General features: G+C 65.9%; 12 protein-coding genes. 5 read left to right on the forward strand and 7 right to left on the reverse strand.

Going from position 1 to position 15107, the window contains the following annotated elements:
* The first annotated feature begins 105 nt into the window (after positions 1–105).
* The 4 genes from ACRAWB_RS08415 to ACRAWB_RS08430 are packed head-to-tail and all read left to right on the forward strand — an operon-like array spanning position 106 to position 5311.
* Entirely contained in the window at positions 106–1569 is a 1464-nt protein-coding gene (locus tag ACRAWB_RS08415) for a DHA2 family efflux MFS transporter permease subunit (protein WP_431353163.1), read from the forward strand.
* A 28-nt stretch (positions 1570–1597) separates the two neighbouring features.
* Complete coding sequence (locus ACRAWB_RS08420) at positions 1598–2194, forward strand: dihydrofolate reductase family protein (protein ID WP_431352934.1); 597 nt, start codon at positions 1598–1600, stop codon at positions 2192–2194.
* A gap of 55 nt (positions 2195–2249) precedes the next feature.
* Positions 2250–4919: an excinuclease ABC subunit A gene (locus ACRAWB_RS08425; protein ID WP_431352935.1), complete on the forward strand. Its 2670-nt coding sequence runs from the start codon at positions 2250–2252 to the stop codon at positions 4917–4919.
* A gap of 11 nt (positions 4920–4930) precedes the next feature.
* A complete protein-coding gene (locus ACRAWB_RS08430) occupies positions 4931–5311 on the forward strand; it encodes a DUF4186 domain-containing protein (protein ID WP_431352936.1) in 381 nt (126 codons plus the stop codon).
* A 9-nt stretch (positions 5312–5320) separates the two neighbouring features.
* On the opposite strand, the gene ACRAWB_RS08435 is transcribed toward ACRAWB_RS08430, so the two are convergent.
* The 6 genes from ACRAWB_RS08435 to ACRAWB_RS08460 all read right to left on the reverse strand — a co-directional run bounded on the left by ACRAWB_RS08435 (position 5321) and on the right by ACRAWB_RS08460 (position 12920).
* Positions 5321–6001 carry a phospholipase D-like domain-containing protein gene (locus tag ACRAWB_RS08435; protein ID WP_431353164.1) on the reverse strand — a complete coding sequence of 227 codons (681 nt, stop codon included), beginning with the start codon at positions 5999–6001 and terminating at the stop codon, positions 5321–5323.
* 972 nt (positions 6002–6973) lie between these two features.
* Complete coding sequence (locus ACRAWB_RS08440; RefSeq protein WP_431352937.1) at positions 6974–7948, reverse strand: hypothetical protein; 975 nt, start codon at positions 7946–7948, stop codon at positions 6974–6976.
* A 35-nt stretch (positions 7949–7983) separates the two neighbouring features.
* Positions 7984–9612, reverse strand: a complete 1629-nt coding sequence (locus ACRAWB_RS08445) for an HsdM family class I SAM-dependent methyltransferase (protein ID WP_431352938.1) — start codon at positions 9610–9612, stop codon at positions 7984–7986.
* 235 nt (positions 9613–9847) lie between these two features.
* Entirely contained in the window at positions 9848–10330 is a 483-nt protein-coding gene (locus tag ACRAWB_RS08450) for a hypothetical protein (protein WP_431352939.1), read from the reverse strand.
* 62 nt (positions 10331–10392) lie between these two features.
* Positions 10393–11973: a DEAD/DEAH box helicase gene (locus ACRAWB_RS08455; RefSeq protein ID WP_431352940.1), complete on the reverse strand. Its 1581-nt coding sequence runs from the start codon at positions 11971–11973 to the stop codon at positions 10393–10395.
* A 242-nt stretch (positions 11974–12215) separates the two neighbouring features.
* Complete coding sequence (locus tag ACRAWB_RS08460; protein WP_431352941.1) at positions 12216–12920, reverse strand: DUF6994 family protein; 705 nt, start codon at positions 12918–12920, stop codon at positions 12216–12218.
* 169 nt (positions 12921–13089) lie between these two features.
* Here ACRAWB_RS08460 and ACRAWB_RS08465 point away from each other — a divergent pair, with 169 nt between their 5' ends.
* Entirely contained in the window at positions 13090–14217 is a 1128-nt protein-coding gene (locus ACRAWB_RS08465) for a hypothetical protein (RefSeq protein WP_431352942.1), read from the forward strand.
* Positions 14218–14393: 176 nt separating this feature from the next.
* On the opposite strand, the gene ACRAWB_RS08470 is transcribed toward ACRAWB_RS08465, so the two are convergent.
* Complete coding sequence (locus ACRAWB_RS08470) at positions 14394–14708, reverse strand: FRG domain-containing protein (protein ID WP_431352943.1); 315 nt, start codon at positions 14706–14708, stop codon at positions 14394–14396.
* Positions 14709–15107 lie beyond the last annotated feature (399 nt).

Genomic DNA, 15107 nt, shown 5'->3' on the forward strand with positions numbered 1-15107 from the left:
CACTTGACTTCATTAATTGCAGTGTGCTTTATTTTGTGAAGTAGCTCCACTTCATTTTTTGCAGCGACTCCGACGACGGAGAAGGAGAAGGACAAGACCGACACCATCGCAGCTCCCACCGAGACCACGGTCCCGATCGCACCCGGGCTGGAGCGCCGTAACCGCACCGCCCTCCGGCTCCTGCTCGCCGCCGTCTTCGTCGTGTTCCTCAACGAGACGATGATGGCCGTCGCGCTGCCGCGCATCCAGGAGTCCCTGCACATCGACGCGACCAAGGGGCAGTGGCTGACCACGGCGTTCGCGCTCACGATGGCGGTTGTCATCCCCATCACCGGATGGCTGATGCAGCGCCTGCGCACGCGGACCGTCTTCACGATCGCGATGTCGAGCTTCGTCGCGGGGACGCTCATCGCTGCACTGTCGCCGGTGTTCGAGGTGCTGGTCGCCGGTCGCGTCGTCCAGGCGGTCGGCACCGCGATCATGATGCCGCTGATGATGACCACGGTGATGACGATCGTCCCCGTCGACGAGCGCGGGCGGACGATGGGGCGCGTCTCCATCGTCATGTCGGTCGCCCCGGCGGTCGGGCCCATCGTCTCCGGTACGCTGATCCAGGTGCTGCCCTGGCAGGGGCTGTTCTGGGTGATGCTGCCGATCGGCCTCACCATGCTCCTGATCGGGGTGCGCCGGGTGCCGAACGTGTCGGAGACCCGCAACGTCCCGCTGGACACGCTGTCCGTCATCCTCTCCGCTCTCGCATTCTCCGCGCTCGTCTTCGGGCTGAGCCAGATCGGCGCGGCCGCGGTCGGCGAGGCGGCCGTCCAGCCGTGGATCCCCGTCGCCGCCGGTCTCGTGACGCTCGGCTTCTTCATCTGGCGGCAGCTCGTCCTGCAGCGCACGGATTCGGCGCTGCTCGACCTTCGGACGTTCCTGTCCCGGCACTTCGCGGTCTCGGTCGCGATGATGACGATGGCGATGGTTGCCCTGTTCGGTGCGTTCATCGTGCTGCCCCAGTTCGCCCGCTACACGCTCGGACTCGACCCGCTGTGGGTCGGCGCGATCCTCCTCCCTGGCGGTCTGCTGATGGGCCTGGCGGGACCGACCGTCGGCCGGCTGTTCGACCGTTTCGGCCCGCGCCCGCTGGTCATCCCGGGCTCCATCGGTCTGACGGTCGCCCTGTGGACCATGGCGCTCGGCCTCGGCGAGGGCTCGTCCTGGGTGGTGCTGCTCGCTGCGCACATCCTGCTGATGCTGTCCCTCGCGTTCCTCTTCACCCCGGCGTTCAGCGCGTCCCTCGGGTCGCTCCCCCAGCACCTGTACTCGCACGGCAGCGCGACGATCGCCACCCTGCAGCAGGTCGCGGGCGCCGCGGGCACCGCCATCTTCATCGCCCTGTACGCGACCGGTGTCGCCTCGACCGGTGCCGCCGACCCCGACCTCCCGTCGGCCGCCGCAGCGGCAGCGGGGGCTCACCTCGCGTTCCTAGCCGGTGGCACCCTGTCGCTGGGGGTGGTCGTCCTGGCGCTGTTCGTCCGGAAGCCCGTGGCTCCCGTCGAGTCGGCTCACTGAACGAACGAACGAGAGAAAGGGAACGATCATGAAGCTCACCGTCAGCCTGCAGGTCACCGTGGACGGGGTCGCCCAAGCGAACGGCGGCAACAGCGAGGAGCTTGATCCCGGCTTCAGCCGCGGCGGCTGGGCCATCGGCGTCGGTGACGCGGAGGCGGCGGACTACATCCTCGAGACCTGGCGGCGGCCGGACGCGTTCCTGCTCGGCCGCAAGACGTTCGACCTCTTCGAGACCTACTGGGGCGCACGCAGCGACGACGGCGGGTTCGGCGAGGCGATCAGTTCGAAGCCCAAGTACGTCGTGTCGGACACGGTGAGCGACCCGGCCTGGGAGCAGACGACCGTGCTTTCCGGAGACCTGGTGGCTCGCATCCGTGAGCTCAAGGCCGAGGGCGACGGCGAACTCCTCCTCGTCGGCAGCGTCGCGCTCGCGCGCTGGCTGCTCGAGAACGAGCTGGTGGACGAACTGAACCTGGTCCAGTTCCCGGTCATCGTCGGCCAGGGCGAGGCGTTCCTCCCCCGCACCGGACGCGACTTCGCCCTGAAGTTGGAGGACTCGCGGGTTTTCCCGAGCGGGATCGTCGCGCTCACCTACCGCGTCGGCGGCCGGCCGCAGTACGCCTGAGAGGGAATGCCCCGAACGGGTTGCACACCATCCGGAATGCGCGGACCGTCGGACCATGACGAACGAGAGCTCGTCCGCGATCCAGCCGGATGTCCGGGTGCGGGGCGCCCGTGAGCACAACCTGCGGAACATCGACCTGACCGTCCCGCGCGATTCCATGGTCGTCTTCACCGGCGTCTCCGGGTCGGGCAAGTCGTCCCTCGCGTTCGGAACGCTGTTCGCGGAGTCGCAGCGCCGGTATCTGGAGTCCGTCGCTCCCTACGCCCGCCGCCTGATCGACCAGGCCGGCGTCCCCGACGTCGACTCGATCACCGGGATGCCGCCGGCGGTGGCCCTGCAGCAGCAGCGCGGCGGCCGCAACGCGCGGTCGACTGTCGGCAGCATCACGACGCTGTCCAGTCTCGTGCGGATGATGTACTCGCGGGCCGGCGACTACCCCGACGGCCAGCCGATGCTCTACGCCGAGGACTTCTCCCCCAACACCGTGCAGGGCGCATGCCCGGAATGCCACGGCATCGGCCGCGTGTACGAGGTCACCGAGAAGCAGATGGTCCCGGATCCGTCGCTCACCATCCGGGACCGGGCCATCGCCTCCTGGCCGACCGCCTGGCACGGGCAGAACCAGCGCGACATCCTGGTGTCCCTCGGCTACGACGTCGACACCCCGTGGCGCGACCTGCCGCGGAAGGACCGCGACTGGATCCTGTTCACCGAGGAGCGCCCCACGGCCCCCGTGTACGCGGGCCTCACACCGGCGCAGACGCGGAAGGCCATCCGCGCCCGGATGGAGCCCAGCTATCAGGGGACGTTCGTCGGCGCCCGCCGCTATGTGCTCGACACCTTCGCGACGACCAAGAGCGCATCCATGAAGCGGCGCGTCGCGGAGTTCCTGACCTCCGCCGTGTGCCCCGTCTGCCACGGCAAGCGCCTCAAGCCGGAAGCGCTCTCCGTGACCTTCGAGGGGCTGGACATCGCGGAGCTCTCGCGGCTCCCGCTGCACGAGCTGTCCGGCCGGCTCGCGGCGCTGGTCGCGGCGTCCCGGGAGCCGTCGGCCACCTCCGGCGCGGCGCTGGGCGAGGAGGCGCGACGGTCGGCAGTACATGAGAGGATCGCCGCGGGCGGGGCCTCGCACGCCGCCGCCCCCGACGTCCGGCGCACCGCGAACCAGTCGGCGGAGAAGCGCGCAGCGGCCGAACGGCTGGCCGCCGAGCTGCTGGAGCGGCTGCGTCCGATCATCGACCTCGGGCTGGGGTACCTGTCCCTGCACCGGACCACACCGACCCTGTCGGGAGGCGAGTTGCAGCGGCTGCGGCTCGCCACGCAGCTGAGCTCGGAGCTGTTCGGCGTCGTCTATGTGCTCGACGAGCCCTCGGCCGGCCTCCACCCCCAGGATGTGAACGCGCTCCTCGGCATCCTCGACGGACTCAAGAGGCGTGGCAACAGCCTGTTCGTGGTGGAGCACTCGGTCGAGGTGATGCGGCACGCGGACTGGCTGGTGGACATCGGACCCGGAGCCGGCGAACGCGGCGGCCGCGTCCTCTACAGCGGACCGCCCGACGGCCTCGCCGACGTGGACGAGTCGGTGACGCGGGACTACCTCCTCGGCGAGCGCGGGCTCGCTCCCCGGACTCCGCGGTCGCCGACGGGATGGATCTCGCTCGAGGACGTCACGCGCAACAACCTGCGCGGCGCATCCGTCTCCTTCCCGCTCGGGGCGTTCACCGCCGTGACCGGCGTCTCCGGGTCGGGGAAGTCCAGCCTCGTCAGCCAGGTGCTCCCCGCCCTGCTCGGCGAGCACCTGGGCCGCCCCGTCGCAGTGAGCGACGACGCTCCGGAGACCGACGACCTGCTCCTCGCGGATGCCCCGGAAGTGCTGGAGGGCACCATCTCCGGAGACCTCGGCGGCGTCCGCCGGGTCGTCAACATCGACCAGAAGCCCATCGGCCGCACCCCGCGATCCAACGTCGCCACCTACACGGGCCTGTTCGACCACGTCCGACGTCGGTTCGCCGAAACCCCGGCGGCTCGGTCGCGCCGCTACCGGCCGGGCCGCTTCTCCTTCAACGTCGCGGGCGGCCGCTGCCCCACCTGCGAGGGCGAAGGCGCCGTCATGGTCGAACTGCTGTTCCTCCCGTCCGTCTACACCGTCTGCCCCGAGTGCCGCGGCGCCCGGTACAACCCCGAAACGCTCGAGATCACCTGGCGGGATCGCAACATCGCCGAGATCCTGGCGATGTCCGTCGAGGAGGCCCACGCCTTCTTCGGCGGCGAGGACGAGATCATGCGCTCGTTGACCGCCCTCGTGGATGTCGGACTCGGCTACCTGAGGCTGGGCCAGCCCGCGACGGAGTTGTCCGGCGGCGAGGCCCAGCGGGTGAAGCTGGCCTCCGAACTGCAGCGCGCCCGACGCGCCGACACCCTCTACGTGCTCGACGAGCCGACCTCCGGCCTCCACTGCGCCGACGCCGACCGCCTCATCGACCACCTGCAGAGCCTGGTGGACGCGGGCAACACGGTTGTCGTGGTGGAGCTGGACATGCGCGTGGTCGCCACGGCGGATTATGTCGTCGACCTCGGCCCGGGTGCGGGTGAGGAGGGCGGGACCGTCGTCGCCGCGGGGACGCCCTCGGAGGTGGCTCGCGCGCGCGACAGTGCGTCGGCCCCGTACCTTGCCTCGGCTCTCGGCGCCGAGCCGGTTGGTGTCGCTGTCGGTGGCGGTCGGTAGGGTCGACGATCGTGGATCAGGACCAGTTGGACGCGAGGATCGAGCGGATCGGGCGCATCCCGTTCCGCGCGAAGTTCCACCTGCGTCCTGTCGAGCGCGAGTACCTGGCGTCGCGCGGGATGGCGGTGATGCGGCAGCATGCGCGGGACTTCATCGACACTCGGCTCGCGCCGGCGTTCCCTGAAAAGGACGGAAAGCAGACGCCGTGGGGCGGGCATCCCGTGTTCCGTGCACAGCACGCGACCGCGACGTGCTGCCGGACGTGTCTGCAGATCAACCACGGCATCCCGAAGGGGCACGAGCTGACGCCGCGCGAGCGGGAGTACGTCGTGGATGTGATCACTCGGTGGATCGAGCTGGAGGCGCAGCGAGGGTCGTCGCCGCGCCGGTGACTGCGTCGCTCAGAAGATCGAGGTGCCGCGCAGCCGGCGGGGGCGCGAGTCGGGGTCGAGAAGGACGCGGTACAACGGATCCGACCAGAGGCTCTGGAGGCGGGTGATGCGTTCGACGCGGTGCGGGCGGATCTGGCCCGGAGGCCGCGGCGTGTCGCCTCCGTTCGCGTGCCAGCGATCGAGAGCGTGCGCTGTGTCCTTCCAGAGGGCGAGCGCGTCGCGGCTGTCTTCCAAGCGAGGGTCGTCTGGCGCGAGACCAAGGTGCTCCGCCCACAGCTGACGGCGAAGGCCGCGCGCGAATCCCCCGGCGCTCGCATCCGCCTCGTCCCGGCTGGTGTCGAACACGGCGCACGTGAGCTCGCTGTCTGTGGTCCACGAGCGCCGGTTGAAGTTGTCGGACCCGCACGTCGCCCAGGTGTCGTCGACGACGCAGATCTTGGCGTGGACGTAGATCGGCGTCCCATCGCGGTTCTCCAGGTCGAAGACGCCCACCCGATCCGCGCCCGCGCGCCGCAGCTTCGCGATCGCGCGCTGCTGCCCGAGTCGGCTGGGCGGCCCGGCGAGTGTGTCGTCCTGGTCGGGATACCGCGGAACCACCACGATGACCTGGAGCTCTCGGTTGCGCACGAGCGCCTTCGCGATGCTCGAGGCGACCTCGGGCGACCACAGGTACTGGTCCTCGATGTAGATGAGCGAGCGAGCCCGCTCGAACGCCTTGGCGTATGCGCGCGCGACGCTGCGCTCCCCTTGGGCGCGAACGGGAAGGGCGGCCGCTTCGGACTGTACGTCCGCAGCAGCTGCACCGCGTGCGACCCGGCCGGCGGAGGCGGCGCGGCGGTCTCAGGCAGCGGTTTCGGATGCCGCGGCATGCGCGCGAACGCCTGCAGCAGCATCCGGTACGGATTGCGGTGATCCAAAGGATGCGGATCGTTCCACCGCTCGGCGAACACCTCCAGCACGTCCGCGACCACCGGCCCACGCAACTCGAGGGCGGCATCGTGCCACGGCGGCCGTTCGCCGTAGCGCGGATCCATCTCCACCGCCTGCGGGTCCCCCAGGTGCTCGGCATCGTCGCGCCGGCTGTGGCTCAGATCGATGCCGCCGACGAACGCGACATCCCGCGTGGGGTCATCGCGATGCCGAATCACGAAGAACTTCTGATGGTGCGACCCGAACGCCCGCACCCGCTGGTCCAGCAGCACCTCCCCACCGGCTTCGTTGACCTCCCGCCCCAGGAGTTCGTTCGAGGCGCCGCTGATCGGCGCCTTCACGCGCTCCCCATGCGACCGCCAGACGAGTCCGCGCACCTCGACGCCATCCTTGGCCAGACCTGCAAGCAACTCGCCGATGGTCGGGCCGTCGGGAAGGAGACGTTCGTCGGCATCCCCGCGCCAGTCGGTGAAGAAGACGCGGTCACCGCGGCGGAGGGCGGTGAGCTCGGCGTGCAGGCGGGCGAAGTAGGTGGCGCCGTGGATGAGGGGACGCACGTGGTTGCCTTCGGACCAGGATGCGGAGCCGCCATCGCCCGATTGGATGTCACTTGCGGGGTTGCCCCGTTCTGCGCGAGAGAGGAACCACTCCCCGACGTGATCGTCCACGGGACGCACTCTACTCAACCCGGGCCCGCAGACGTCCGATCGGCGCAGCAGCACCTCGCCGCCGCTAAGCCGTCAACTCCTCCGCGTACGCGATATCCTCCTCAATCTCCTCCACCTCGTCCTCCCCCGGCTCCGTCGCGGTGCCGAGGAAGAAGTGGTGATCAGCGTGCGTGTCGAAGTATTTGCGCAGGTTGTCCCGGGACTTCGCGATGCCCTCGTAATACTCGCGGAACGGCCTCGCGACCTCGTTCGCGTGCTCCTGATCGCGCGGCACCGGTACCCGGATCTCGCGATACCGCTCGCCGACGTCTTCGCGGTTCGTCTGCATGAAGATCACCCGACGCCACTGGTCCCGCACGATGTTCAGTGTCAGCGCCCACATGAGGTAGAAGGGATCGAACACCGCCTTCGCACCGGGTCGCACGACGATGACCTCCTTGGTGGTCACCACCTGCTCCTGGCCCGGCATGATCATGCAGAAGTCACCGATGTTCTTGGACGTGCGTTCGGGGCAGATCAGATCCCACGCGGCCAGGCCGGACGTCTTGCCTTTCCAGAACCGTTCGGCCACGGCGAGCGGGACGCGGTTGGTGGGGTTGATGTTCATCAGGCCGGCCCGCAGGTCGCTCACCTTGATGTACGGAACAGTGCCCACACGCACGCTCTGCGTCGGCGAGCCATGGCCGTTCCGGATGGTGAGGAGCCCCGCCTCGACCATCTCCCCGATGGTCATGAACGTGAAGCCGTCGAACTCGTCGGACATCATGGCCTTGTCGAAGGCCACGTCGTAGCGACGGTCGTAGTAGGTCGGCACAGCGGCACGCATGGAGACCTCGGCCGCATCCACGAAACGCAGCGTCGGAGTCGATTCACCGTCGCGGAGCGCTTCCATGTCCGCCTTCAGCTCGTCATCGACGGCGTCCACCATTTCGCCCGTCTCCGGGTCCACCTCCTGGACCCGCAGTCCCGTCGTCCGGTCGACCTTCGGGAGCAGGCGGCCGCCCTTCGTCAGCCCGCAGGTCGGTGCCGTCGAAACCATGACCTCGTCGTCTCGGAACCAGGATGGTCGGTGGATCACGCTGCCACTCCTTCGGCCTCGGCGTCGACGATGGCCGGCTCGCCGACCTTCTCGAATATGTAGAAGTTCGTCTTCGCGCGGCAGAACTCCTCGAATGCCTCCATCGCGATGTTGACCATCCCCCGGAGCTTCAGCCGGCCCTCGAGCCAGTTCGGCAGCCAGCGGTAGCTGAACGAGAAGAAGTAGGTCTCCGGAAGCACGATGCCCACGCGTCCCCCGACCTGTAGCAGCCGGAAGGCCTGCTCTAGGAAGATCAGGCCGATCTCGAGGTCGACGTAGTCCGCCTTCTTCCCGGCCGCCGCCGCTTGGGAGATGGTGTACTTGCTCGCGCGCGCGTCGGCGGCGGATACCTTCAGGTTCTCCCCGAACGGCGGGTTGGTGACCACGACGGTGAACTTGCGGGCGACCTTGTCGAGCGTCTTTCCGCTCCCGAGCTCCTGCTGCATGTGCGGGAAGTGGGATGCCCAATTGCGGGTTCGAACCGAGTCGCCCTGCAGCACATGGGTCGCTCCCGCCCCGAACGCGATCATCAGTGCCTTGGTGAGCTTGACTCCGATGCTGTCCATGTCCGCGCCGTACAGGTTGCCGTTGGCATACGTGACGAGCCGGTGCGTGTCGCTCTCGTCGGGGAATTCGTTCTCCTTCACCTGGCGAAGCGCCTCATGGATGAAGCCGCCCGTCCCGCAGGCGGGATCGATGACGGTGTCGTCCGAGGTGATCTCGAGCGCCATCACGCACGGCCGGATGACCCGCTGGGGTGTCAGGAACTGCCCTTCACCCGACTTCAGCGCGCTCGCACGAAACACCTGGAACGCCTTGGACAGGACTTCCATGTCGTCGCCGAGGATCCGGTACCCCGCGAGCTCGGCGACGACGCGATACAGCGTCTCATCGGTGAGCTGGATGTCGTCACGATCATCCTGGGTGAACACGTCGTTCTGATGCTTCGCGTAGTAGTCCTTGAACTGCTTCCGGATGGCTCCAGCAGTCTTCGCAACCCGCGTGTGCTCGTCACCGTAGACACGGAAGCGGACCTGCTCGTCGGCGCGACGGGGAGCTGAGAAGTGAGCATCGTTGTCGAGCTTCACGAGCATCACGTGGAGGAGTTCGCGCAACTGGTCCTCGCGTCGCGTCGCACGCGAGTCTTGAACGACGACCGTCGCGACGAGGCGCTTCAGCGCTGCGCTGAGCTCGGCTTCGCTGGGCACCGTGAGCCTCCCCCAGGTCAGCGGGTGCTTGGGAGGCCGTGTCAGATCGTCGTCAGGATGAGGCAGCGGTGCGTTCTCGACGTAGAGCCAGTCGTTGGCGTGCTGCTTGTAGATCGCAAGGCTGGACGTGCCATTCGTCCAATAGCCCAGCTTGGCCACGGGCTCCATCGACAGATACCGCATCAGCTGCTCGCGCCCCGCGTCGATGTCGGGCGCCTTGAACTCGAAGATCACCTGAAGTGCGTACGACTGAGCGCTGTCATCGGCGAACGCGACGAGATCGGCGCTCCCGGCGATGACGTACTTCTGCCCCTTTTCGCGCTTGGAGAGGTCGTGAGGCGTGGCCGGAATCGCCCACTCGGGCTTCCACCGCAGGCGGTCGCGCGCCCAGCCAATCGCTTCGAGGTTCGCGATCACCTTTTGCCGCACAGTTTCTTCGGGCTTCACCGATCTCCAATCAAAAACGAGCTGCTCAGAAATCTATCAGTATGGAAACTGAGCAGCTCGTTTTGGGTCGTACGCGTCTAGAGAAGACCGTATTGGCAGCCGCCGACATCTCCCGTGCTCCGGACGTGGCGGCATCAGGGAGGAAATCAGCCGAGCCGGCCGGTGAGTGCTACCGCCGACGAGGCGCCAGTGACGCATGTGAAGTTCAGAGACCGCCTAGCCACGCGACAAATCGATTGCCCTTGAAAGGGTCATCTCCGCTCACCATGAAGGCGCGAATCTGCCCGAAGCTGGACGGGTATTCGTCGCGGAGCTTCACGTATGAGGGTTCAGACATTGATTCCCGAATGGCCCCGGACCAAAATCCCCAAGTCTGATGGGTAATCCGACCGAGCCGCCTCATATCTAGTTGGTCTTCGCAAAGGCGCATGTAGTTGAGCGCTATCGCACGATCGGAAGGAGTGGCAGCAGTCCGAGCTTCCTCAAGGGTGGCATCGACACTGAACTTGTCGAGCAAACTCCAGTAGCGCTGGACGTAGAGATTCTCAAAGTCGCGATGGGACTGCTCGCGCGCCACTCGCAGCTGCCCAGCCGCGAAGACGACCGCCAGGGCTGTAACCGCGGTTGCGAGGCTCGAGAGAATCTGCCAGAAATCCACGCCAAAAGCGTAGCCCAGGCGCTGGGCCACCTATCCTTGGCGCGGTGCGTACGACCGAGGGACGTGCCACGGGACGGCGGCGAAACGGAGTTTCACGGGCGACCTGCCGAATTCGAGAGACCGCGACGCGCAAGCGCATCGTCGTAGCGGCAGTTCTCCCGTCCCCCGTCCTTGATGAACCCGCCGCTTGGTCGCCCACACCGCACGCGATCTAGACTATTTCCGAGCGAACCGCCCCGAAGGTGGATCTTCTGCGGCGTGAGCGCTTGCCCTTCAGGCAAACCCGTCCGTATGCAACCACCGCCGGAAACCGGCGACATCCGCCGCATCGCCCATCCACTCCGATGCAGCAAAGGGCGGACCTGTTCCAGGAAACCAAAGTGCCCTTCACGAGCTGGGTCCTCGCCGGTCTCTCGAACGTAGAGAATCGCAATTCGGGCGGGCCGCCCATCCTTCTTCAACCGGATGACGCGTCCCATTCGCTGAATCATCTGTCGCGGCGTCTGGCTTGCGGCGACGACCATCGCAAACTCCGCCTCGGGAACGTCGATCCCTTCGTCGAGGATGCGCGGCGCGCACAACGCCTTGAGTCGCCCATGCTCGAACGCGCGTATGGTCTCGTCACGCTCTATCGCCGAGGAATCACTCGTCAACGGAAAAGCGGAGGTGTGGCGGTCGACGATATATGCGAGCCGTCGCGCGCTCTCTTTAGTCTCCGTGAAGATCAGGCTCCCCGACATATCCGCCAACTCCGGCGCCACGGTGCCGACGAATGATTCCTTCCCTTCTGCTTCCGCCGTTAGTCGCCGCCGTTCGGCGAAGGCGCTCATGTAAGAGGAACAGAGTTGTCGCTCTTCGTCCCAGTACGAGTCGCGGGTCAGGCGCGCGTTAACCGCTGCGAAGAAGGCGCTCCACTCGGTGGGATAGTCGAAATGCTCGACCAAGTCCGTCATTGCATCGCTACACCGCTCGCGGGCTTGCTTGTACTCGTGTGCTTCCGCGCTGGCGAATTCGACCCCGATCAGCGCTAGGTGGAACGGCGCGACGACTTCGTCTTCGAGTGCGGACGCGTAGCCGTAGGAGGATGTGACCTTGCCGAAGTACGGCAGAAGGTACTGTTCGACGCCTTCGTCAAGTTGGCGCTCAAGCGTCCCCGTCAAGCCGAGCCTGCGTTCGTAGCGCTTGTGTAGCGCTTTCGAGAAGGCTTGTGAGCCGTAGCGGTGCACCTCGTCGGCGACGACAAGCCCGAGGCTGATAGGAATGGGCTGCGCCCGATACGCCGACTGAATCGTCGCGACCAAGACATCGTGGTCGCGAAAAGTGTCCGCTTGCCCGCCGGTGAGCAATCCAATGGAGGTGCCCGGAAGGTACCTTCTCAGCGTCAACGCCCACTGCTTCAGCAGCGCCCTGGTGGGGACCAGAACCAGCGCCCTTCCCCCGCCTACGACAACTGTTTCGTGGATCGCGGCGACGCCCACCAGCGACTTTCCAGTACCCGTGATCGCCTCGACGATGCCCCGATGCCCCGCGGCGCGCCAGCGGTCAAGAGCGGTCGCCTGCCACGATCTCAGCGCTGGGCCGGCGTACGTGCCGTCGAGCGTCGAGGGCGCGGGTGCGGAGGTCCACTCGTCTGGGTTCGGGTCCTCCCGCACGGGGTCGGGGACTTCCTGCACACCGAGCGCTATCGGGGCGACTGTGCCCTTCGGCGCAAACGTGAGGGCGGAAGATGGTGCACACGTCGACCGCTGGAAGAGATGATCTCGAAGAACGCCGCGGCGCGAGACCCGTACCAGTGCGCCACAACGGGGACAACGCTGTTGGGGCGCCCTCGAAGCCATGCTCCCATGTTATGAATACGCCTGTTCGGTGTCCGGCCCCTCTTCGAGCCACACTGCCGACGTGCGGTCAGTCGCCTCTACCGCGTCCCGGTCTGCCACGCCCTGATGCGCTGGTTGCGTGCAGCGACGAACCGGAGCGTGGCCTCACGATACGCCGCGTATTGCGCGAGTGACCGCGGAAGCACGTCGCCGTCGAAGCCGTCGAAAGGCGAGAGAAATGCGATTTTGCCTGTCTCGCTGACAAGATCCTGCAGGTGGAAGAACGTCACATATCCGGAGAAGTCCACGAAGAGGTCGAAGAAACGTGCGTAGCGGTCGAGAGTAGCTTCCAGCGGACTCGAATCTCCCCGGTAAAAGCGCCGAATGCACTCGAGCGTCAGGTCGAATCGATCGCGAATGCGTGGACTCATTCCACGGTGCTGGTTGATGCTCCATCCTCCCGTTCCGCCTCCAACCGGGAAGACGATGGAGCCGCCAATCGAGTATCCGCGCCGATGGAAGTCAGCGTTTTCCTCCGGCGACATCTGCTGATAGAGAGCACGGAGTGTTCCCCGGTGAGATGTCACGATCGTGTCACTCGCGACGGTGTGGACGCCGATCTCTTCAGATTGATGTCGGAGGTATACACCGCGAGTTCCAGGGCGCAGCTGGAGGCGGTGCCCGTTCGGCAGCGGCTTGCTCCACAGCAGTTGGTGGTAACGCCTTAGCGTGGGGCTTGCAGCGTCCGGGTCGCGGCCGTTGGCGTCGGATCGCATGTCGAAGTCGATGTCAATGTCCTCCATGCCCTCATGTTATGAATACGTGCGTTCCTGTTCGCCGTTTCGAGCGACACTTCCCGGTTCGCCGTATCGGATGCCAGTCGTTCTTTCTTGTACTGGCAATATGTACTGCACACGATCATCCGGAGGCACCGTGGAACCTGCAGACGCCGTTGTCGTTCCGCTCATCCCCATGAGCGACCCGCAGCCCAGCACTGAGACGATGCTGCGGATGCTCCTCAATAGAGAGGCGCTCATGATCAATCGGGCGCCTTCAGATGTGACGAGCTCAGCCGCGGGAATGGTTGCTCAAACGTCGGGAGTTTTCGCCAAAGCAATCAGCCAGGCCGTCGGCAGGACCGGCGAAGTAGCCTCGCAAAGCGGGTTGTACCGGATCGTCATGCCGACAGGGTCCGTCGCTCGTGACCTCGTGCCGGCCGTCGGTGGCGGCTTCCGGGGCATCGTGCGGGCGGCCGGCTCCACCAAAATTGCAGGGCATGCGCGACTGGTACCAGCCGCAGTTGGTGCTGGCGCGACTCTCGCGGCCGGCCCATTGATCGCGACGGTTGGGCTCGCAGTTGCGGGAGAAATGCTCGCTCAACACCAGATGAACAAGAAGCTTGACGCGATCAAGTCCGCTGTCATCGATCTGAGGGTGCGTATGGACGACCAGGAGCGTTCCGTTCTCACGACAGCATCCCAGCAGGCAGAGAAGGTGGCCGGGTACCTGCTCGATCGTGCCCACATTCCTTCAATCTCCTCGGCTTCCCACGCTTTTGGCGAGTTGGACTCGCTCACGAACACCTATATCGATCGCCTCGATCGCTGGTCAGGCATTGCCGAAAAGTACGAGAACCACGACCGCGTTTACGGCCCAGAACTGATGAGAGCGCTAGTCGGTAAGCGGGAGAATCAAGCTCAAGAGTTCGAGCAGATGGTCATTCAGACGTACGAGGCGCTCGCCCTCCGCGCACGGGTTGTCGTCCTCGAGAAGGTGGCTGCCGAATATACGAATGGCGACCGATCGCTCCCCGAAATCGAGGGCGTTCTTCGCAAAGAGCTGTCCAACCTTGCCAACCGCCAAACACAACTTGTTTCGCTCCTCGATGACCTGAACGTGCTGCAGATCGATGCAAGCAAGGTGCCGATCGCGATCGCAGGCAAGACGACACTTGCGGCACGCTCCAGCTTCGGCCGTCTCGCGCGCTCACTTCATGCGGCTCCCGAGAGCCTTCCCCTCTTGACGGAGTCAGACGAGACCGTCCTTGAACTCGCTTCGACCGGTGGGGGCTATTCGGTCCTGACGCCAATCGGGGCGTGACTCCCCGCATTAGTCGTGAGGGTGATCATGCGGTCCCCAATCATCAACGAGCGAGTGCGGCGACTCGGTAAGAAATGTCGACAGCCCACTCATGTCTGCGTAGATCGACGATGCGCGATAGCCATAAATCCGCTGCAGCTGATCGGCGATTTCGGGGATTGCATCGGGCGCAATCCTCAACGTGTACATCGGGCCGGAGCCGCTGGTACTTGACCGTCGTTCGATCTGCCCGAGCCGGCGGTTGATCGAACTCGTTTGCCGGTCCCCCAATCAGCGGCGATCCGTTCGACGTCATTTCGGAGTTGAAACCACCACGGGTAGCGCTCTGCCCATCTGCCACGGAGATGAACTGGCGACCGTTTCGAGGCGAATGCGAAAATGCGTGCTCCAACCGACTCATCGGCGTCCGCGGACTCGACCGCAAACCAGGCCGCAATGAGCGGGTTGGCCGTGACATCGTGGAGCCGCGTCGGGCCGCCGTAATGCTGCAAGCTAGCGAAATCTCCATCGCACTGAGATTGTCGAAGCGCCAGTCGTACCGCGCCCGCCTGAGTATTTGGTTCTCCGCCCGAACCATCTCGGATTCCGAGGGCATTCGCCCGAATAACTGCGCGAGCCTTCGATGAAGCGAACTCTGTAGCGGCCAGTCAGCGGACCTTGCCCCTCGCCAGACCAGGGGTCGTGCTGAGTACCGGGTCGCGAGCCGCTGCACCTCCTCAAGGAGGCCCTGCCAGCTGGCGATTTCGACCTCCCACGGGCCGTAAACGGATGCGGGACCATCCCAAAGTGGCTCTCCTGTTGCTGCCGGCTCGGTTTTCAGACTGGGCATGGCGTCATTCAAGCGCGCTGCGTCGTCTTGCTCTGGCCCCCAAACTGGTGCCCACAGATGT

The organism is Leifsonia poae (genome assembly GCF_050632865.1).
GTDB classification, from domain to species: Bacteria; Actinomycetota; Actinomycetes; order Actinomycetales; family Microbacteriaceae; genus Leifsonia; species Leifsonia poae_B.

Excerpts from the sequence above, each read along its gene's own strand:
- ACRAWB_RS08420 (WP_431352934.1), top strand. The coding sequence starts at position 1,598 with ATGAAGCTCACCGTCAGCCTGCAGGTCACCGTGGACGGGGTCGCCCAA.
- ACRAWB_RS08425 (WP_431352935.1), top strand. The coding sequence starts at position 2,250 with ATGACGAACGAGAGCTCGTCCGCGATCCAGCCGGATGTCCGGGTGCGG.
- ACRAWB_RS08440 (WP_431352937.1), bottom strand. The coding sequence starts at position 7,948 with ATGGTTTCGACGGCACCGACCTGCGGGCTGACGAAGGGCGGCCGCCTG.
- ACRAWB_RS08460 (WP_431352941.1), bottom strand. The coding sequence starts at position 12,920 with ATGGAGGACATTGACATCGACTTCGACATGCGATCCGACGCCAACGGC.
- ACRAWB_RS08465 (WP_431352942.1), top strand. The coding sequence starts at position 13,090 with ATGAGCGACCCGCAGCCCAGCACTGAGACGATGCTGCGGATGCTCCTC.